The sequence below is a fragment of the Solitalea canadensis DSM 3403 genome (assembly GCF_000242635.2).
Classification (GTDB): Bacteria; Bacteroidota; Bacteroidia; order Sphingobacteriales; family Sphingobacteriaceae; genus Solitalea; species Solitalea canadensis.
On record NC_017770.1, the window covers coordinates 711,535 to 733,970 of the forward strand.

The 22,436-nt window shown below is 39.9% G+C and carries 8 protein-coding genes; 6 read left to right on the forward strand and 2 right to left on the reverse strand.

What is annotated here, in order from left to right:
* Window positions 1–17 precede the first annotated feature (17 nt).
* Both SOLCA_RS02920 and SOLCA_RS02925 read left to right on the forward strand, forming a co-directional pair.
* Window positions 18–500, forward strand: a complete 483-nt coding sequence (locus SOLCA_RS02920; RefSeq protein ID WP_014678955.1) for a GNAT family N-acetyltransferase — start codon at window positions 18–20, stop codon at window positions 498–500.
* Between the two features lie 3 nt (window positions 501–503).
* Window positions 504–1,322, forward strand: coding sequence for a helix-turn-helix transcriptional regulator (locus tag SOLCA_RS02925; RefSeq protein WP_014678956.1), 819 nt, complete (start codon window positions 504–506; stop codon window positions 1,320–1,322).
* Between the two features lie 205 nt (window positions 1,323–1,527).
* On the opposite strand, the gene SOLCA_RS02930 is transcribed toward SOLCA_RS02925, so the two are convergent.
* Window positions 1,528–2,151, reverse strand: coding sequence for a hypothetical protein (locus SOLCA_RS02930; RefSeq protein ID WP_014678957.1), 624 nt, complete (start codon window positions 2,149–2,151; stop codon window positions 1,528–1,530).
* 330 nt (window positions 2,152–2,481) lie between these two features.
* On the opposite strand from SOLCA_RS02930, the gene SOLCA_RS02935 reads away from it, so the two are divergent.
* The 3 genes from SOLCA_RS02935 (at window position 2,482) to SOLCA_RS02945 (ending at window position 20,053) form a co-directional block, all read left to right on the forward strand.
* Window positions 2,482–2,862: a VOC family protein gene (locus SOLCA_RS02935; protein WP_014678958.1), complete on the forward strand. Its 381-nt coding sequence runs from the start codon at window positions 2,482–2,484 to the stop codon at window positions 2,860–2,862.
* A gap of 272 nt (window positions 2,863–3,134) precedes the next feature.
* A complete protein-coding gene (locus tag SOLCA_RS02940) occupies window positions 3,135–19,511 on the forward strand; it encodes a T9SS C-terminal target domain-containing protein (protein WP_014678959.1) in 16,377 nt (5,458 codons plus the stop codon).
* A 71-nt stretch (window positions 19,512–19,582) separates the two neighbouring features.
* Window positions 19,583–20,053 carry a GNAT family N-acetyltransferase gene (locus tag SOLCA_RS02945; RefSeq protein WP_014678960.1) on the forward strand — a complete coding sequence of 157 codons (471 nt, stop codon included), beginning with the start codon at window positions 19,583–19,585 and terminating at the stop codon, window positions 20,051–20,053.
* Here SOLCA_RS02945 and SOLCA_RS02950 read toward each other — a convergent pair.
* Window positions 20,050–20,940, reverse strand: a complete 891-nt coding sequence (locus SOLCA_RS02950; RefSeq protein ID WP_014678961.1) for a ChbG/HpnK family deacetylase — start codon at window positions 20,938–20,940, stop codon at window positions 20,050–20,052. The two genes, SOLCA_RS02945 and SOLCA_RS02950, sit on opposite strands and share 4 nt — an antisense overlap.
* A gap of 150 nt (window positions 20,941–21,090) precedes the next feature.
* Between SOLCA_RS02950 and SOLCA_RS02955 the strand changes: the two genes are divergently transcribed.
* Entirely contained in the window at window positions 21,091–22,206 is a 1,116-nt protein-coding gene (locus SOLCA_RS02955; RefSeq protein WP_014678962.1) for a glycoside hydrolase family 18 protein, read from the forward strand.
* Window positions 22,207–22,436 lie beyond the last annotated feature (230 nt).

Consider the following 22,436-nt stretch of genomic DNA (forward strand, 5'->3'; position numbering starts at 1 on the left):
ATCAAGTAAGCTGATAAATGCTAAAACAGTATGAAAATAGAGACTTTAAACTGTTGCAAAGCTGGGTAACGGATGCAGAACTGTTGTTCCAATTTGCAGGTACTGATTTTCATTACCCGATTACCGAGCAACAACTGACTGTTTATAAAGAAAAAAACCCTGACCGGCATTTTTATATTGGATATTATGATAATCAAGCTGCAGCATTTGGCGAAATAATACCTCAATCAGATGCTGCTTTTCGCTTAGGAAGGTTAATTGTGGGGAATCCTAGTTTAAGAGGACAAGGTTTGGGATATCGATTTGTTAAGGATTTGGTGAATGAGTGTAAAGAAACTTTTCACGCAAAAGTGGTGGATCTATTCGTTTGGGAGGAAAATCACCCTGCAATAAGATGTTACCAAAAAGCAGGTTTTAGTTTTACGGATGAACCGGGATTTTTTCTGCAGTATAATGATAAGCAATTTACGATTCACAAAATGTCTCTCCGTGTAATATAAAGCATGAGTAATGTAAGGTATTATACAGTTGATCCTCCTGCTGCACTTGCAGATTATGTAAGGTCATTTTGGGCTTTTGAAATGGATCTGCCCGAAGAACAACCTTATGTATATCGTTCAATGGCAGATGCATGTACCGAGATGGTTTTTCATTACAAAGGAAGGTTCGATAATGCAGACGGTCCGCAGTTGAAACCGGAGCCGCTTTCTATGATGCATGCTCAAACCCAACGTTACCGAAGATTTATAACCAAAGGTTCATTTGGTATTTTTGGTGTTTATTTATACCCGTTTGCTGTTCCCCGTTTATTATCAGTTTCTTCAGCCGAATTAACGGATCAAATGCCCGATCTACATACATTATTGGGAGCTGAAGGGGCCGAACTGGAAGAACGAATGTTGCATGCTCTTGATAACAGACAACGAATGGTAATTCTGTCCAACTATTTACTAAAGCGATTGCAACAACAAAAGGAGGCCCCTGCTGTGATCCGGACAGCTATAAAAACCGCGATACAAGCCAACGGGTTAATTAATATTCCAAGTTTTACCGAACAATTTTATCTATCAAGCCGCCAGTTCGAACGTCGGTTTAAAGAACAGTCGGGCTTTACCTTAAAAACCTATTGCCGCATTTTAAGGTTTCACTCTGCTTTAAATGAATATGGCAATAAAGCGATTTCACTAACGGATTTAGCCTATCAATGTGGGTATTATGATCAGTCGCATTTTATTAACGATTTTAAGCAGTTTTCGGGATATACGCCTAAGGAGTATTTCAGAGGGAATGCAGAAGGGGCCGAGTATAGGGAGGTGGAATAGATAAGTTACCTAACTTTTGTAATTCACTTAGTACTTGATTCAATGAGGAAGTAAATAGGTTAAAAACAACGAGCTAAATAAACTGCAGAATTCAACTCGTTGTTTAGATATTAGTAGATTCCTGATGCTATTTTTTCAAAATTCACATTAAAGGGTAATAGTAAGTACCCTCCACCAGAAAGTTTAGCAGCTTTATAGTCAAATTTTATTTTTTGTTTGAGTATATAACTTTTGCTTCAAATTCAATGTTGGCAGAACCTGGGTAACCAGGCCTGTATTGATAAGTTCCACCGGGGTAAATTGCGTCCTGAAATGCATGAGTCAGCTCTTCTCTTATTACATCTTTTCTTATTTCATTTTCTGTTCGTAATACGAAGGATTTATAACCATTGTTGTAGACACCAGGTACAGATGCCGGGGTCATAATAACCGTTAGTTTTATTTCAGATTTAAAAGAGAATACAAATTTTCGCCCACTATTCTCAATGTATAAAATCATAGCCTTCATATGACAACTTTCATTTTTAATGCTTTCAATAACATTCTTTACTTTCAGCATTTGATCAGCAGTAAGCATTGAGCCGGGTGCAATAAGCTTATGTGGCGTTACTTGTGCCGGAGCTATTGCTCCACCTCCACTATAGCCTCCATCCACGCCCCCAACAAATGTGATATATTTAGGCCCTAATGATTTTGCCTGAAAAGTCTTTAAATAAATAATTTGTTGATAGGTACTTGTGGTTGTATCGTTTCTAAATCCTTCTTGCAGGAATAAAGAATAGATGTACTTGTCAATAAAATCAATACGATTTTTTTGATCATAACACATAAATTTTCATTGGTTAATAATAGATGAATTGTAGTAGTAAGTTGGGATATAAAAAGTAATATTCGCTATTCGAAAAGACCAGTTTGTAAGTCAGTTTGTTTTCAATTTGTATATAATTGATTCTATAGGAGATGTTTGTTAAATGTATTTCTTTAGTTGTTGAAGGGGAGTAAATAAGTAAATGTATTAATTTACACTATTCGTTTGTGTTGTTTGATTTTTCGAAAAGTGTAAACTGTCAAAAGGAACTGCTTAATTAAAAACGTCGTTTTCTTCCAATTTCTACGAAGAAAAGCCGCATACCTTTAAATCAATAAAATCTATAAGAAAATGAAAAATGTAAAAATTCCTGATGGGTATACGCAGGTAGTGCCCTATCTGATAGTACCCGATGCTGAGGGTCTATTGAAGTTTACTGTTGACGTATTTGGTGCAACAGAAAAGATGAAAGTGTTGAACGACAATGGCTCCATAATGCATGCCGAAGTTTTTATCGGAAACAGCGTCATCATGTTCGCCAATAGCTCTGAACCCTATCCTCCGCAGCCTGCCGGGCTTTTCATTTACGTGGATAATGCTGACACCGTTTACAAAAAAGCATTAGAAGCAGGGGCTACAAGTGTAATGGAATTAACCAATCAGGGCTACGGCCGCACTTCCGGCGTTCTGGATAGCAATGGAAACACCTGGTGGATTACCTCTGCAAATTAAAGATCTTGTAAAAGGTTCTTCTAACTAAATGAAGAACCTTTTGTTTTATGCATTAAACAGTGTTGTTTTTTTTAAATTTCCGCTATTTTCCGTAAATTCCAGTTAATAAGTTTAGGTTATTTTCTTCCATGAATCTGTTTCGATCAACCATTTATTGAAACAAATGATAAACAGGTTTTATTTTTCTTCACCACTTTAGGTTCCTTACTTCCATATTATAGCGATTCTCTGATTAGACATTGTATCTCCATAGATGATGATTTAAAAAGACTATGTTATCGAAAAGAAATTTACTACGGTGCATCTTTCTTTTTGGGAGTATCTGTCTTCAAAATGCATATGCTCAATCACCAGGTGGCGTATCACCAGGCTTGGCGTTGTGGCTTGATGCCAATAACGGCACAGCTACATCTGGTTCAAATTTAGATGGGTGGACTGATCGAACTGCCATTAATACTTTTACAGTTAGTTCCACCAAACCTCAATTCAATTTAAATGCAATAAACTTTAACCCTTCGGTTAGTTTTGCTAATTCAGGAATTAATACTGCTTTACCTAATTCATACATTTCGGGTAATAATGAAATAACCTATACAGATGCTTATGCGGTATTTAAGTGGACTACTTCAACTAATGGTGTTTTATTAGGGAGTACCAGTAGATATGTTAATTATGGCAGAGGGATTTTTGGGGCAAACCGAAGTGGACAATATGCCGGAAATGGAACAACGTCAACTTATTCTTCGTTCCCTTTTACTGATATCACCTCATTTCATATTGTAAACCTCGATCAAAGTCCCGGTCCTCCGGTTAACATGGTTGGACGGCTGGATGGGAAAAATCAATCTATAACTACTACAGGTACTGATTTTACCAGTTTTCTTTTTACTCCGATGATAGGCGGATCCAACAATGGAGGAGGAGGAGGATGGTTTTTTTTTCAGGGACAGGTGGCTGAAATTATTGTTTATAATCAATCGACACAAGGAAGCAGAAATAAAATTGAATCTTACCTCGCAATAAAGTATGGGATTCATAAAGCCGGAAACTACGTTTCATCGGATAATACAGTAGTTTGGGATTCAACAGCGAATGCAATTTATCATCATGATGTATTTGGAATTGGGCGCGACGATACCTCCGGCTTGCAACAAGTGCAATCCAATAGTGTAAATACAGGTAGCGGTACCGGGGCCGGTCAAAATGCCAGGGGTAATATTGTCATTTCATCTCCATCGGCAATGGGCAATAATTCTTATTTACTCATTGGCCATGATTTAAACAATTTAAATGCAGTTGCAACCAATGTACCTGTTGGTATTAACACCCGTTTAAACCGTCTATGGAAAGCTCAGATGACTGGTACGGTTGGAACAGTTGAAATGAAATTTGATGCTTCCGGTTTAGCATTTATTGCTAACCGGCAATTGAATTTTAAACTATTGATAGATAATGACGGAGACGGAAATTTTGCAACGGGTACCATACAAGAAATTGTTGCTTCCGGTCTTACTGGTTCAGTAATTCAATTTAAAGGTGTTGCAATACCTAATGGTGCTGTTTTTACCTTTGGATCGTCAAATATAGCTCCCGGAGGCGTTACGCAAGGACTTACGCTATGGTTGGATTCGCAAAATGGTGCGGTTTTCACTGGCACTGATCTTACCGGATGGCGGGACAAAACAAATGTAAACACATTTACGGTTACTGCCGGAACTCCGGGATTTAATCTTAATGCCATTAATTTTAATTCAGCAGTTTCTTTCGCCAATACAGATTCTAGCACCGTATTACCATCAACTTATCTATCAGGTAATAGTACCATTACTTATGCAGATGCTTATGCAGTGTTTAAATGGGATGCAATTGAAAATGGTACGATTGTCGGAGGAATCGTTCCCGGTGAGAATTACGGAAGAGGTATATTTTTGGGTGATCGCGATGATATGTATGCCGGCATGGGTAAGTACGAGTATCATTCAAGGTTCTCCTTTAATGATACGTCAGGCTATCATATGGTTAATCTGGATCAGAGTCCGGGTATTCCGGTTTACATGATAGGAAGATTAGATGGTGTTAACCAGAGTGTTACACCCGGAGATGCAGATTTTGATTTTACTTCCTTTGATTTTACACCAATGATTGGTGGAACTAACAATAACGGTAATTATTTGGGATGGTACCCGTTTCAGGGAAAGGTGGCCGAAATAATCATCTATAATCAAACTACCGAAGGTAAACGAAATAATATTGAATCGTATTTGGCCCTGAAATATGGGATTCATAAAGTCGGAAACTATGTCTCTTCAGGTAATACAGTAATTTGGGATTCAACCCTAAACGCCGCTTATCATCATGATGTTTTTGGTATTGGTCAGGATGATATTTCCGGATTGCTACAAATAAGTTCAAATAGTATGAACACAGGTTCGGGCAACGGAAAGGGAAAAAATGGAATGGGAAATATGGTGATATCTTCCCCGTCTGCTATAGCTAACGGTACATTTCTCCTGATCGGACATAATACCAATGATCTTTCAGAAATAAGCACGCCATTTTTAGGTGGAACATTAAAACGACTTAATCGTGTGTGGAAGGTACAGCGCACAGGTAATCCCGGCACGGTTACGCTAACCCTGAATATGTCTGGCTTAACAGTAGCGGGAAGAAAGCAAAGTGATTATGTATTAGTAGTTGATCCAACCGGATCGGGTTTATTTACAGGTACTAATGTGATTCAGTATTCGGCCCAATCATTGGTCAGCGATGTACTTTCTTTTGCAAATGTAAATCTGCCTAATAACGCTGTTTTTACACTTAAAACAGGGCCTTTAGTTAATGGGATAGCTCCGGAAGGACGCCTTTGGTTTAGGGCAGACAATGGATTAGTTACCACGGGAAGCAATGTTACTACATGGATTGATGTGCTGAATAACCAAAATGCCGGACAAGCTAATACCACAGCACAACCTACTTTTACTACAAATTCATTGAATTATAATCCTGGTGTCAGCTTTACAAATGTACAATGGTTATCATCTCCTAACCTGAACGTTAATCAGATTTCTTCACCGGATAATACTACTATATATGCTATAGGATTGAAAGCCAGTGCTGCAAATGGAGTTTTAATGGGGTGGGCCGGACTTTCTGCCAAAGTTGATATAGAGTCCTTTGGTGGATTTATTCAGAAAGATAATGCAAACGATACATTTATCCGGAACGATGCCATTAGCACAGTTAACGTACCGGATATTTCTGTTTTGCGTGGAAGTCTTGCTGAAAATAATCGTAGGGGTTACCGGAATGGTGCGTTGATTAATAATTATAGCGGTAACGGCGGGAGTATTTCAACAGCTATACAAACCCCGGTTTTTTTAGGAAGACTAAACGTATCGACTGATCCATTTGCTGGCAATATTGCCGAAGTCATGACTTTCGGAGCAGCTCATTCGGATACAGAAAGGGGCGTGGTTGAAAGCTATCTTGCTGTGAAATATGGAATAACGCTCTCTCATAACTATACTAAAAGTGATGGTGTTGTTACTTATACGCTTACAGGTAATTACATAAAAGACATAATCGGACTTGGTCGTGAAGATTCTATAACCCTGAATCAAAAACAATCGCATACACCTTCAGATAGCTTAAGGGTTTATTTATCCACCCTTGCAGAAAGTAATTCAGTTAACTCAGGTACTGTAACAGCAACCGGGCAATACCTTATAACCGGACACGATGGAACATTATTGCACCATCCATCCATAAATTATAATGAGCAACCGGCAACTGTTATCGCCAGAATACAACGAGAATGGAAAGTTCAGAATACAGGTTTTTCATCAACGTATAGTTTTGATATAAAGTTGGATGCCGCTGCTGCAACTCCGGTAACAGCTTCGCATTTGCGGCTCTTAGTAGATGATGATGGCGATTTTACCAATGCAACCGTATTGGCCAGTGGCGAAAGCGGCATTACAATAAGTTATTCCGGAACAACAGTCACGGTGGCAGGCATAACCGCTACTGTAATTCCGCTTTCATCTGTCAGATACATTACAATTGGTTCAGCTAATTGCGCTACTCCATTGGGTTTACCATCTCCACAAATTACCGCAAATAATCTTGCAGCTGTTTGTCCGGGAAGTACTGTTGACCTTAATTCAGCGGTTTCAACAACCAGTAATGTTCCGGCGGGTGTTTTACCTACATTTTGGTTAGATGCAGGGGCAGCCACACAGCCAATTGCTGATCCGTCAAATGTGATGATAACTAATTCAACCACTTTCTATGCAAAACTCACTAACCCTAACAGTTCTTGTTTTGCTATTGCATCTTTCAATGTACCGGTTAATGCCTTGCCAACATTGATCATCAATCAGGTTGCAGTTAGCTGTGGTGCAGCTTCAGATTTGCCTTATGTAGATTTAACAGATCCGGGAGTAACAACAGGCAGCTCAAGCGGAATATTTACATATTGGAGGGATGCGGCAGCCTCATTTGCATTAGATGATCCTCGGCATGTTACCACAGCAGGCACCTATTACATTAAGTTAACTGATAATAGCAGTTGTTCAGTAATCATGCCTTATGTAATAAATGTAAACTCCTTACTAAAACCAACACTAATCATTACAGATCCTGTTCCAATATGTCAGGGATTAACATTTGATCTTACAGCTGCTTCGATAACAACAGGTAGTACTGCGGGAGTACAATTAAGTTATTTGCAAAGCGACCAGACTACACCGGTAGTAAACCCTGCAGCAGTAGGCGCTGCCGGAACCTATTATATACAAGCACTTGACGCAACCGGCAACGGATGCACCGTTACAAAACCAGTAACATTGATGTTTAAACCACGGCCAACTGCTGCTGATATTAATGCAGGTGATTCCTTGGTTTATGAGGGGTGTGAAGGTGAAAATGTAACGATGTATGTGGAAGCATCTGCAATTACAGATCCGGTATTTAAATGGTATAATGATGCACAACTAACTTCCCCAATAAATGATGTTGTGGGTGATGGAGAATCTTATGTTACAACCATCCCACAGGGACAAACAGAACGGGTCTTTTATGTAACGGTACAAAATGGATCCTTTTGTGAAAATAATGCAGGCACAGCCGCTGTTATAACACTTCGCACCTTACCTAATGCATCAGCAACAACTATTCAAAGTGCAGATACCAGTATCTGTAAAGGACAAGCGGTTACGTTGCTGGTAAGCGCTCCAACCGTTATTAACCCGCAGTTTGCCTGGTATGATAACCCTGATTTGTCGGGTACTCCGGTGTCAAGCTCGGGTACCTATACAACACCGGCTCTGTCATCAACACAACAGTATTATGTAATTGTTTCGGGAACAAATTTTTGTACCAACAATGCTGCGTCAGCTAAAACAATTACTGTTACAGTTAAGCGAAATGCCACAGCTGCCAATATTGATGTGTCGGGAGTAAATATTTGCAGTGGTTCAGCAGTAACACTAACAGCAACCACGAGCATCTCCAACCCGGTAATAACCTGGTACAGTGATGCCGCTTTAACTACATCGGTAGGAACAGGGGCAAGTTTTAATACAGGAAATCTTACCAATTCTGCCACCTATTATGTAACAGTTTCAGGGACTGATGTTTGTGAAAATGAGCCAGGCAGTGCAGAAATAGTAATTGTTAACGTAAAACCGGTTGCAACTGCCACTGATATCATCGTCTCGGATGCAGAAACCTGTATAGGGCAATCAACCAATTTGAGCGCAAGCAGTAGTTTAAGTAACACAACCTTTAATTGGTACAGCGATAGCAACCTTACAACTTTGGTTGCCACAGGAGCTTCCGTAAATATTCCTCCTGTTACGGAATCAACCACATTATACGTTACTGTAAGTAATGCAGCGGTATGTCAGAATTTGCCGGCGACAGGTAAGCCGGTTGTTATTACATTAAATCGTAATGCAACTACAGCTGATATTGAAAGTAGCGATCCGACTATTTGTCGGGGTACGGCAACTAATTTAACGGTTACATCTTCAGTAACTAACCCGGTATTTCACTGGTATACGAATAGTACTCGTAACACATTGTTAGCTACCGGAGACGAATTTACCACACCCGTATTATGGTCAACTCAAACTTATTTTGTAACTGTTAGTGGTGATGGAGTTTGTGAAGGGCCTCCGATGGCAGTAGAAGCTGGAAAGCTAGTCACTGTTACAGTAAATCCGCGAGTTGAGGCAGCGGGCATTACAGCAATCAACCAGTCTGTTTGTGAGGGTTCTTCAGCCACCTTAACAGCTACGGTTTCCGGGATAGCTAACCCGGTTTTTAAGTGGTATGCCGATGCCGGCTTAACACAGTATTTGTCTACTGGCGCTGATTATATTACGCCTTCATTAAATTCACCAAGAATCTATTACGTAACGGTAACCGGAACCGGGATGTGTGAAAATGCTCCTGATTCTGCCAAAGCCGTAACTGTAACGATACTCAGAAATGCCACTGCTGCAGACGTATCGGTAAATGTGCCACGTACCTGCAACGGAACAACAGCCACGCTAACGGCTTCAAGTACCACCATTAGCGGAGCAACCTTCAACTGGTATGCAGATCCCGGCTTAACAACGCTGGTTGGTTCGGGAACTACATTTATAACTCCGGTGTTATCAACAACTATTACTTATTACGTAACGGCAAGCAATTCGACTGTTTGTGCTAATAAACCGAATAATGCCAGGGTAGTAACCGTTAATGTGCTGCCTCGTTATACTGCAGTCACCTTTACTCTTGATAATGCCCCTTTGTGTTCAGGAAATGAAGCGATCATAACAGCTTTGACTCCTGGCGTTATAAATCCGCTAGTGAAATGGTATGCCGATCAGTCGTTAACTCAATTGTTGGCAACAGGAGTAACGTATAAGTCGTTACCATTAGCCTTATCTGCAACATTCTATGCAGTTGTATCAGGAGATAATTATTGTGAACCGACAATTCCATTTACAGTAAATGTTGCGGTAAGCCCATTGGCAACGGCGGCAGACTGGTCGGTAGTGAGTAATCCACCTGCTTGTTATGGCTCGTCCGCAACCGTAAGCCTTGCCAGTTCAACGATCAGTGATCCCGTATTTAAATGGTATAGTGATGCCGGTTATTTATCGCTTATACATACGGGCGCTACTTTTACAACCCCTCCATTAACAAGCAATACTAACTACTATATTACTGTAGCAAGTGCTTCTGGTGCAAAGTGTGAAAATCAGGATGGAACGCAGTTTGTTACCGTGATTGTTAATCCTTTATCCACCGCTGCAGATATCATTACCCAAAGTAACAGCACCTGTGTGGGAGGTACTGCACGGCTTTCTGCTTCGCTCAATCCTGCGAGTACAATTGTTAATCCCGTTTTTAAATGGTATACCCATTCCGGAAATACACTGGTAAATACAGGCCCTGATTTTACACCGCCAATACAGACAATCGCAGGAAGTTTTGTTTCTTATAAAGTAACGGTAAGCGGAGATAACAGATGCGAGAACATTAACTCCTATGCTTTGGCAAGTTTAAACACAAGAAAGTATACCGATTCAACAGACATCAATGTAAGTAATCAGGTTATTTGTTCCGGTACAAATGCTACTTTAACTATTAGCACTCCTGCAATAACAGGGAGTGCTAACCAGATTAAGATATACAATGATGAAGCATTAACAAATTTACTTTCAGAACAACATGGATTGGGAGCTACTTATACGATCACTTTTGCAACTCCGGTACTTACATCTAGCACCAATTATTACATAACTGCGTTAAGTAACACAGATTGCGAAAATTTACCGGGTACTGCTAAAAAGGTAACAGTGGTGGTAAATCCGCTACCAAACCTCGCAATCAATACCATAACTCCAACGTGTGATCCATATAATGATGATGGAGTGTATACAGATCTTACAAATGCTGCCATTACTGTCGGAAGCGGTGCCGGTACATTTACTTACTGGGCAGATGCATCAGCTACCGTACTCTTACCTAATCCACAAAAAGTATATGCAGGAAATACTTATTATATCAAATTGACAGATGTAAATGGATGTTCAGTTGTTAAACCTTATGTATTTAATACAGTTGATAAACCTATACTAACAATAACGAACCCTGTTCCTGTTTGCGAAGGAACTCAGGTAGATCTAACCCTGCCATCAATTACGGCCGGCAGCAGCCCTGGTATCACCTTGAGTTATTATACGGATATAGCTGCAACAGCTGCAGTTGCCGATCCGCAGCATATTAGTGTAAGCGGAACCTATTATATTTCAGCGGTACATTCTTCCGGAGGGTGTAACCGGATAAAAGAAGTAAATGTGGTTATTTATCCCAAAGGTAAGGCATCAGATATTACAGCAACAAATACTACTATCTGCAACGGACAGATTGCAATATTAACCGCAACAGCTACCGCTTTCCCATCAGCGATTATAAATTGGTACAGTGATGCCTCGCTTAACACCTTGGTTGCATCCGGCAATAGCTATACAACGCCAGCCCTAACTTCAACAACTAATTATTACCTCACTGTAAGCAGTGGCGATGAATTATGTCCAAATGATCCTGCTGAAGCAAAAATAGTTACAGTCAATGTAAGCCGTATAGCAACTCCAGCTGATATTGACGTAACAGTAACGCCCACTTGTTCTGGTAGTACAACCGAATTAACTGCTATAAGCGGAATAACAGATGCGCAGTATACATGGTACAGCGATTCTGCACTTACCACTGCTGTGGGAACGGGAGCCAGTTTTAGAACCCCGGCACTTACTTCCTCTGTTAATTATTATGTAACAGTAAGTGGAGTAGGAGTTTGTGCTAATTCAGCAGCAACCGCAAAGGCCGTAACGGTAACAGTATTGCCTAAAGCTACTGCCAATGATATAAATGCTTCGCCGACAGTTACTTGTAATGGAAATACGGCAGCATTGGAAGCGTGGACTACAACTGTTGTGGGTCCGGTATTTAAATGGTATAGCGATGCATCACTTACAAACCTGGTATTTACAGGCGGAGAATTCACTACTCCGGTGCTTTCTGCCAATACCACCTATTATGTTACGGTAAGTGGAAATGGTATTTGTGAGAATGAGGCTGCGGGAGCAAAATCAGTTTTGGTAACAGTAAATAGGAATTCTACAGCTGCAGACATAGAAAGCAGTGACGAGACAATCTGTTCGGGATATTCAGCAGAGTTGCGTGTATCATCATCAGTTGGATCTCCGATATTTAAATGGTATGCTGATGCAACATTAAATACATTGTTGTTCACCGGAGAAAATTTTACAACTCCACCATTAACAAGTACTACGTCTTACTTTGTCACCGTAAGTGGGGATGGCGTTTGTGAAGGTCCGGGTGGAGAGGTTTCTACAGGAAAACAGATAACCGTAACAGTATTACCTAAAGCCGGTGCGTCTGATTTAACCGTTACCGGAGATAATATTTGCGAGAATGAACAAGCTACGCTTACAGCCATAACCTCTTTAACCAATCCGGTTATAAAATGGTATGCTGATGCCGGGCTCACCCGGTTTTTGGCGTCCGGAACTACCTATACTCCAGCCGGACTATCACAAACAACTTCGTTTTATGCAACTGTGCAAGGAGATGGTGTTTGTGAAAGTGAACCTACAGGGGCTAAACAGGCTACTGTTATTGTAAGCAGGCATGCAGTGGCAAATGATATTCAAGGCAGTGGTGCTGAAATATGTGCCGGAGGATCTGTTCAGCTTCAGGTTTCCACATCGCTCACCAATCCTCAGTTTAGTTGGTTTGATAATGCTGCCTTAACCGGAGTTCCAATAACTACAGGGAATGTATTTAATACTCCCGCTCTTTCTGCAACTACAACTTATTATGTTGCGGTAGCAGGCGATGGTGTTTGTTTAAACCGTTCTGACGAAGGAAAAGCGTTAACAGTGAAGGTAAATCGTTTGGCAACTGCTTCTGATGTGTCGGTAACCGGAATAAGTGAGCTGTGCAGCGGATCAACCACCACATTAACAGCTAATAGCACAACAGTTAGCAACCCGATCTTTTCATGGTATGATACAGCCGATTTAAGCGGTAATGCATTATACATTGGCTCATCTTATACTACTTTACCGCTATCTTCAGATAAAACCTATTATGTTACTGTTACAGGTACTGGTGTTTGTGCCAATCAAAGCGTCTCGGCCAAAAGTATAAGCATTAAGGTAAACCGGTATGCAACTGAAATCGATATAACCACAAATGATGTTCAGATTTGCAGCAATGAAGTGGCAAACTTGCAGGCTTCCAGTACTATTGACAACCCTGTATTTAAATGGTATGATAAAGCCAATTTAAGTGGCGTTCCATTAGCTACAGGTAGTAATTTCATTACTCCCACACTTTCGGTTTCAAAAATTTATTATGTTTCAGTTTCGGGTGTTGGCGTATGTGGAAATCAGCCTAATAATGGAAAAGCTGTATTGGTTTCAGTAAGCAGGAGAGCCACAGTAAATGATATTCAGGCTGAGCATGATAGTACCTGTTATAATTCGGGTGCTACATTAATAGCCTCGAGTATAAGCGTTGCCAATGCTCAATTCAAATGGTATACTAATCCTGATCTAACAGGAACGCCTTTAGCTACAGGGGCAACGTATACAACCCCTAACTTAACTCAAACAACCACTTATTATGTATCGGTAAGTGGAAATGGGGTTTGCGAAAATTTACCTCAAGCTGCCAAACCGGTAACATTAACCGTAATCAGAAACGCAACCGCTACTGATATCTCAACTAATAACATTACTGTTTGCAGTGATGAACAAGCAATACTTACAGCATCAAGTACTACTTTAACAAGAGCAGTATTCAAGTGGTATAATAATGCAGATTTGCAAGGCACTCCGCTTCACATCGGAACGAGTTTTACCACTCCGCCATTAACAACAACTACAAGCTATTATGTTTCGGTAATTGGAGATGGGGCTTGTGAAAATTTACCGGGTACCGGAAAGCAGGTAACCGTCACTGTTCAACGCTATGCAGAAAATGCTGATATTGTAGGTGCCGGCACAACTATTTGTTCAGGTTCTTCTGCGTCATTAACTGTTACCAGTGGATCTTTAAGCGCTCCACAATTCAGTTGGTATGATAATGCTGCATTAACAGGGGTTCCTTTGGCTACAGGAGCTAGTTTTACAACACCAATATTAACAACCAGCACTACTTACTATGTTGCCGCAACCGGAATAGGGGTGTGTAAGAATCTGGCAGGAAATGGTCATGCTGTTACAGTTAATGTTAATCGCATTGCAACTGCTACTGATATTAATGCTTTAGATAAAACAATTTGTGAAGGAACTCAGGTAATGCTAACGGCAAGTTCATCTTCCGTTATCAACCCTGTTTTTAGTTGGTATGCTGATGCGGCATTAACACAATTAGCAGGAACAGGCTCATCATACACTACTTTGCCTTTAAATGCAACTACAAGCTATTATATCACTATAACAGGAAACGGGGTTTGCTCCAATACAGCTGCGAGTGCAAAGGTTGTTAATGTAACGGTAACCCGTCATGCCACTGCAAGTGATATTACTATCAGCGGAACACAACAGGTTTGTGAAGGCTCTTCCACTACATTAACCGCCACCAGTTCTGTTGCCAATGCAGTGTTCAGGTGGTTTGATAATGCCGGCTTATCAGGAAATCCAATATCAACCGGAGCTGTTTTTAATACTCCGATGCTAAGTACTACCACTACGTATTATGCTACGGTTTCAGGAGATGGTGTATGCGAAAACCTGAGCGGTACGGCTGCCAGTATCGCAGTTGTGGTAAACAGATATGCCACTGCATTAGATATTGCGGCAGAGGATAAAACATTATGCAGCGGACAATCAATTAATTTAAGTGCATCAACCACAACGTTAACTAATCCAATATTTACCTGGTACGATAATGCAGCACTTAGTGGAACACCGGTGGCAACCACCTCATCTTTTACAACTCCGGCCTTAACAGCTACCACTACTTATTACGTTGTTGTAGCTGGTGATGGAGTGTGCAGAAATAAAGCAGGTACAGCCAAAGAAGTAAGGGTTACTGTTAATCGTAACGCTGTTATTGCTGATGTAACTTCTGCAGATGTAACCGTTTGTAACGGAGCATCAGCATTGTTAAGTGCCGAAAGTACGGTTGCAGGAGCCATTTTTAAATGGTATGCCGAACCATCGCTGACTAACTTACTTACTATTGGCGATGAGTTTACTACACCTCCACTGAGTAGCACAACCACTTATTATGTTACTTTTTCAGCTGCTGGAGTTTGCGAAAGCTCCGGTTCTGCAGCAAGACCGGTAACTGTTACCGTAAATAGAAATGGTACAGTAGCTGATATATTTAGCTCTGATCCATCGATCTGTAGTGGGGAAACCACAACACTTACAGCAAGCTCTTCAGTAGTTAATCCGGTATTCAGGTGGTATACGGATGCGTCATTAACAACACTATTAACAATAGGTGATAGGTTTACCACTCCTGCATTGACAACTTCAACAACGTATTTTGTAACAGTTACAGGAGATGGCGTATGTGAGGGTCCTGCCGGGGTAGTTACCACGGGTAAAGTGGTTACTGTTACAGTGAATCGTCATGCCGTTAATTCAGATATCACTATAAATACACCTGCTGCAATTTGCGAAGGAACTAGCATAACATTAAATGCATCAACATCAACAATAGCTAATGCTGTATTTAACTGGTATGCTGATGCTGCTCTTACTCAGTTTATCACATCTGGTAGTCAGTTTATTACTCCCGCACTTCTTAATAACACCACATATTATGTGACAGTTACAGGTAACGGGGTCTGTGAAAATAATACGGGTACAGCAGCTTCTGTGAGCTTAACGGTTAACAGGAAGGCTGTGGCTGCAGATATTACCGCAGCCGGACAAACAATTTGTTCGGGCGCAACAGCAACCCTTAATGCAACATCTTCATTAACTAATCCTGTTTTTACATGGTATAGTGATGCCGCACTAACAACTGTTGTGGCAACAGGAGTATCATTTACTACTCCGGCATTAAGTCAAACCACTAGTTATTATGTTACAGTTAGTGGTAATGGGGTATGTGAGAATGAAGCCGGAGCTGCAAGAATCATAACAATAAATGTAAATAACAATGCAACAACTGCTGATATTCAGGTCGACAATATAACCGTGTGCAGTGGTTCATCAGCTACATTAAGTGCATCGAGCACTACGATAAGCTCACCACAATTTAGCTGGTATAGTGATGCTGCATTAACACAATTGGTAAACACCGGAACCGACTTTACAACGCCTGCGCTTACTACCACAACTAATTATTTTCTTACCGTATCTGCAGCTGGTATTTGTGCCAATGGTATAACAGATGCCAAACAGGTAACAGTTACTGTTAACCCATTGGCAGATACAATTAGCATTTCGGTAGCTGATCAGGTTGTTTGTCAAGGATCATCGGCCGTTCTGACAGCCAGTGCTTCTTCGATAAATAATCAGGAATTTAACTGGTATAGTGATGCTGCTTTAAATACATTTATTTCAAATGGAGCAACTTTTACTACGCCCGCATTAACTGTAAGCAGCGTTTATTATGTTACTGTAAAGGGTGATAATGTGTGTGAAAGCCGAGCAAAAGCGGTTCATGTTACTGTAAACAGAACTGCGGTGGCTTCTGAGATAACAGTGCCGGATCAGCTGATCTGCATCGGCCAAAGTACTACTATAACTGCTTCTGCGCCGGGAGTAGCAAATCCCTCATTTAACTGGTATAGTGATGCAGCATTAACTAACCTTATTTCAACAGGTGTTACATTAAACACTGGAACTTTAATTACTTCAACCATTTACTATATAACGGTTTCCGGTGATGATGTATGTGCCAACATTGCCGGAAACGCTAAAGCAGTTACCATTGGGGTAACACCACTTCCGGTAATTACTCACTTATTTGTAAAAGCGCCTACGGTGATTTGCAGTGGAGAAAGCACTACTTTGAGTGTAGGCGTGGCCGAAGCAAATCCTTCATTTGTGTGGTACAGTGATGCTGCCTTAACCAACCAGATAGGAACGGGTGCTACTTTTACAACTCCGGTTTTGACTCAAACAACCACGTATTACGTAACAGTTGCTGGTCCAACTATTTGTTCCGGTGCGGTACTAACAGGTTTTCCGGTTACTGTGATCGTAAATCCTCGCCCAGTAGCTGCTGATATCACAATTACAGATGTTTCTATTTGTAAAGGCACTGCTACTCAATTAACAGCAACAAGTTCAACGGTTCCAAACCCGGTATTTAATTGGTATGCTGATGCAGGCTTAATAAACAAAATATTCACAGGAGCCACTTACACAACTCCTGTGCTTTTACAAAATATTACGTTGTATATTACTGTTTCGGGAACTGATGTATGCGAAAATTTAGCTGCAGATGCTAAAACAGTAAATGTAGCCGTTACGCCAAATGCCACAGCTGCAGATATAACTATTTCAGATGTAGTTATTTGCACAGGAAATGGCGCTACCTTAACGGCTGGCAGCACCATTAACAATCCAATATTCAATTGGTATAGCGATGCTTCGTTGACCAATCTTCTTGCTGATAATACAGCTACGTTTACCACACCTGTATTAACCGGAACAACTACCTATTATATAACTGTTCAGGGTGCTGGCATTTGTGAAAATCAGGCAGGAGCAGCAAAAACAGTAAGTGTTTTGGTTCAGCCAACTGTGCCATCTGATGCATTTGTAGTAAATAATGAAACGATTTGTAGTGGTAACTCAGCTCAGTTGTCGGCCTCAACTTCCATTGTTAGTAATCCTGTATTTAATTGGTATAGCGATCCGGCATTAACCAATTTGTTAACAACAGGAACAACCTTTAATACTGGAAATCTTTCTGTAGCTACTAATTATTATGTAACTGTCAGTGGCTCAAATGTGTGTGAAAGTACACCTGATAGGGCAATGGTTGTAACCGTAACAGTAAATAATCCGGCAACAGCAGCTGATATTCAGATAACTGACGCAATAGTTTGCAGTGGCGCCGGAACGATTTTAACGGCCTCTAGCACCCTGGTAAATCCGGTATTTACCTGGTATGAAGATGCCGCCTTAACTACTGTTTTAAAAACTGGCGATACATTTACAGTGCCGGGTATTACGCAAACAACTACCTATTATATTACTGTTAGTGGTGATAATGTTTGCGCTAATAACCCAACCAATGCAAAGGCGGTAACTGTTTCCGTTGAACAAATTCCGGAGGTAACCATTACATCAGTTCCTCTTCCGGAAAACTTATTCATTGGTTCTTCTTTTACATTAACAGCGAATGTAAATGGTTCTTATGCCGGATTAGAGTGGTATAAAGATGGTATGTTAATTCCGGGAGCTTCAAATCAAGCCACTTTAACTTTTGCAAACTTTCAAGCCTCGGATCAGGGATTTTATCAGGTGGAAGTGATCACTGCCAACGGATGCAGAAGCCTGAATAGGGAAAGAGGACTAGCGGTTGTATTGTCTCCTGCAGATTTTGCAACCTGGAAATTGGGTACTGATTCCAATGCCGATGGGGTAGCTCGTGAAAATGAAGAATTAACCTACACTATTCACGTTAAGAATACCGGAAGCAGAATACTGAAGAATATTTTTATAACAGATCCATTGCCTGCAAACACTTCTTATGTAAGCGGTGGTACATTTGACGGCATTAATATCTCCTTAACGGATACAGATTTGGCAATCGATGAAGAACGCACCTATACATTTGTGGTTCGCGCAGCTGATGTTTTAACAGGCATAACAAGTATCAGCAATCAGGCAACAGTAACTGCTGATGGTGAAGATAAACTTACATCCTGTTCAGCTGATGTTTCAATACCGACATGTAAAACTGAAATACCGGCTACGGTTACCGTTAATGATTTTTCTACCTGGAAACTAGTTACAGACGCTTCAGGAGATGGAAAAGTTCAGGCGGGGGAAGAATTAACTTATACTATTCATGTGAAAAACATTGGAAATGTATTGATCTCAAACATTACAATTATGGATTCATTGCCGAAACATACTACCTATGTAAGTGGAGGTAGTTTAGCTGGTAGCGCTGTAATATTTACTGATACTGATCTTGCAGTGGATGAAGAACGTAGTTACGTATTAACGGTTAAAGCCTCAACGGTTCTTAATGGAGTTTCTGTAATAATTAACCAGGCAACTGTTAATGGAAACGGCAAAGTGCATCCTACAAGCTGTTCTTCAACCTCAACTAACTGCACAACAGATATGGTCGTCGACTCCAATATAGCTTTCGTAGTGCCGAATGTATTTACTCCAAATGGAGATGGTATTAATGATGTGTTTAAGATTGAGGGATTGGAAAATTATCCGGGAAGTAAACTGTTGATCTTTAATCGTTGGGGAAATGAGGTTTATCGTAGCAATAATTATCAGAATGATTGGGATGGCAGCCAACTGGAGGAAGGGGTTTATTTCTATATCCTCAGACTGAATAGTTCGGATGTGGCAAAAAATAAATTCTCCGGATATATTGAATTGATTAGAGCATATAAATAGATGATATAAAATTTATTGTATTTCTTATTTCAAGTCAGTCAGGCTTTTATTATTTTGTCTGAAAAAAGGCAATGCAAATAAGAAAAGCTGATCTGAATGATATCTCTCAACTTAAGGAGTTATACTACAATACAATCACCACTATAAATGTCTTCGATTATAACGCTGAGCAAATTGCAGCATGGGCATCCACTGCCGATCGTACCGATTCGTTAGCTAACAGGATAGAATCCCAATATTTTTATATTTGCGAGACGACGGAAGGAATAATTACCGGCTTTTCTTCACTTGAAGAAGATGGTTACCTGGACCTGATGTACGTTCATAAAGATTACCAGCGACAAGGAATTGCGACGCTGTTATTGAATGCAATTATTAGCAAAGCGACTGAATTAAACCTGACCGGGTTAACTACCGAAGCTAGTATAACAGCAAAGTCATTCTTTATTAAAAATGGCTTTGAAGTTACTGAAGAACAAAAAGTCTTTATTAACTATATTGGTCTTACTAATTATAAAATGAGGTTCAACTTTAAGAGCTAATTTGTAAAAGGAGATTTCATGTTTGTTAACCCATTATCCTTGATCAAATCTTTATAAGTTATCAATTTTACTTTCCCTTTTTTAACCATGTCCTGAAATTCCTTAGAAAGCAAAATTTTAAGTTCGGTCGAACGATGAATGGCGACTATTGGTTCGTTATTAACAGCTTGCATATCAGGGCTGTTCATGTCAATTAAAGCCTGCATTTCGGGATCAAACTTTGAAACGTGAAAAATCATTAGTGCAACTCCTTTTGGATCAAGATGTGTCAAGTGATCAAAGAAAACTTCTTGCTTTTTTACAACTGGTATTTCAAACATTGTTTTGTATTGTTCTCCAAAGTAATGTGATATACCTAAGCCGTATTTCTTTGCAAGTTTTTCTACAATAGTCCTCATTTCTGGGGTCGACATGGCTGTTCCCATGTGATAATCAACATAATCAATTTTTAATCCTGAGTTTAAGGCACGTTCAATCTGTGCGGCTAGTTCCTTTTCAACTTCGTCTAATTTGTAATTGCTAGCCAAAAACTGAGCAGTAGATGAATAAAAATAGCCATTTGAATCAACCAGACTAGGTACGGCAGTTCTCCCCGCCACAGGCCCCCAACGATAATATTTCCATTCGGCATTTAATGTAAGGTGAACACCAACCGAGAGATTTGGGTAATTTTTAAGTATCGAAACAGTTTCCTGGTACCACGGACAAGCAAACATAACAGATGTTGAAAAAGGAATGCCTGTTTCGGCTACTTCTTTTATTGCAGTATTTACCGAGTGGTTCATTCCATTATCATCTAACCTTAGCAATAAAGCTGGTGTTTGCGCAATAGCTGAGGATATAAATCCACCGAATAACAAGAATAGGAGGAATAATTGTTTTTTCATGTGACAGAGTAATTAAAAGAAAACGCAAAAAAGCATAACAACTTTATTACAGTAGCACAATGTAAATAGAAATTCTTAAATAATTACATTTACAATGTTTAATGTAGATTAATAAAAAAATAACATCAAAAACTTTTCCCTGTTGAAATTATGATATCACCTAAGATCAAAGTACTCTTTTCTATCCTTGCGTTAGCGTGTTTTTCGCTTCCGGTTTTTGCTCAGCAAAATAATAAGTTCCAGGTAATTGCCTATTTCTTTGGTTCCCCAGAACAAGCTGAAAAAGTTCCTGCTGAAAAGCTCACGCATATAATTTTCAGTTTTTGCCATTTAAAAGGAAATAAACTGAATGTTGATAATGCTGGTGATACCGCTACAATAAAAAGCTTGGTAGGATTGAAAAAACAGAATCCTCAGTTAAAAGTTATTCTGTCATTAGGTGGATGGGGTGGTTGCGAAACCTGTTCAGATGTTTTCTCTTCAGCTGCTGCAAGAACGGAGTTTGCTGAATCGGTAAAGCAATTGAATAATTACTTCGGTACAGACGGTATCGATTTAGATTGGGAGTATCCGGCAATTGAAGGCCTGCCAGGTCATAAGTTTGGTCCTCAGGATAAGCCTAACTTTACCGCATTGGTTACTGAACTTCGTCGTGTTTTAGGAAAAAAGCAGGAAATTAGTTTTGCAACTGGTGGTTTCCAAAAATGTCTTGAAGAATCAATTGATTGGAAAAATGTAATGCCTCAGGTTAATTATGTAAATCTAATGAGTTATGATTTGGTGAATGGTTATTCAATGGTTACCGGTCATCATACCGGATTATATTCTGTACCTCAGTTAAAAGAATCCGCAGATAATGGGGTAAGTTATTTACTGAAACAAGGTGTTCCGGCAGGTAAGATTATTGTCGGATCGGCTTTTTACGGTCGCATGTTTGAAGGAGTAGAAAACGTAAATAATGGTCTGTTCCAATCTGGTAAGTTCAAACAGGGAATTTCTTATGCACAAATTAGGGAACAAATGCCAAATCAAACCGATTTTGTTTATCACTGGGATGACCTGGCTAAAGCGCCTTATTTATACAGCGCCGAGAAAAAGCTGTTTATAACTTATGATGATAAAAGATCCATCGAATACAAAACACAATATGTGATCGATAAAAAATTAGGAGGTATCATGTTCTGGGAGATCGAAGAGGACGCCCCAACAGATGGATTACTGGATGTTATCGTTAACGTAAAAAAGAATGGTAGCTCACTGAAATAAGAACCTGAATACTGATTGTTATAATATCCGGATTAACCTCTTGGATAAAAAATTATATAATTAGTTGTCAGAAAAACTTCCAAGTCTGTAACTCCCGCCTTGTACAGTTGGAAGTGGTGAATTAAGCTCTTGCATTAACTGCAGGAGAATTGTACGCAGTCTCGGCTGAGCCGAGAGCGTTTTTTGCTTACTTTTTTTCGCTGTAGAAAAACATGCGAAGCATTCTTGAA

Coding starts and splice junctions, on each gene's coding strand:
- SOLCA_RS02935 (WP_014678958.1), top strand. CDS start 2,482: ATGAAAAATGTAAAAATTCCTGATGGGTATACGCAGGTAGTGCCCTAT.
- SOLCA_RS02920 (WP_014678955.1), top strand. CDS start 18: ATGCTAAAACAGTATGAAAATAGAGACTTTAAACTGTTGCAAAGCTGG.
- SOLCA_RS02950 (WP_014678961.1), bottom strand. CDS start 20,940: ATGAAAAAACAATTATTCCTCCTATTCTTGTTATTCGGTGGATTTATA.
- SOLCA_RS02955 (WP_014678962.1), top strand. CDS start 21,091: ATGATATCACCTAAGATCAAAGTACTCTTTTCTATCCTTGCGTTAGCG.
- SOLCA_RS02930 (WP_014678957.1), bottom strand. CDS start 2,151: ATGTGTTATGATCAAAAAAATCGTATTGATTTTATTGACAAGTACATC.
- SOLCA_RS02945 (WP_014678960.1), top strand. CDS start 19,583: ATGCAAATAAGAAAAGCTGATCTGAATGATATCTCTCAACTTAAGGAG.
- SOLCA_RS02925 (WP_014678956.1), top strand. CDS start 504: ATGAGTAATGTAAGGTATTATACAGTTGATCCTCCTGCTGCACTTGCA.
- SOLCA_RS02940 (WP_014678959.1), top strand. CDS start 3,135: ATGTTATCGAAAAGAAATTTACTACGGTGCATCTTTCTTTTTGGGAGT.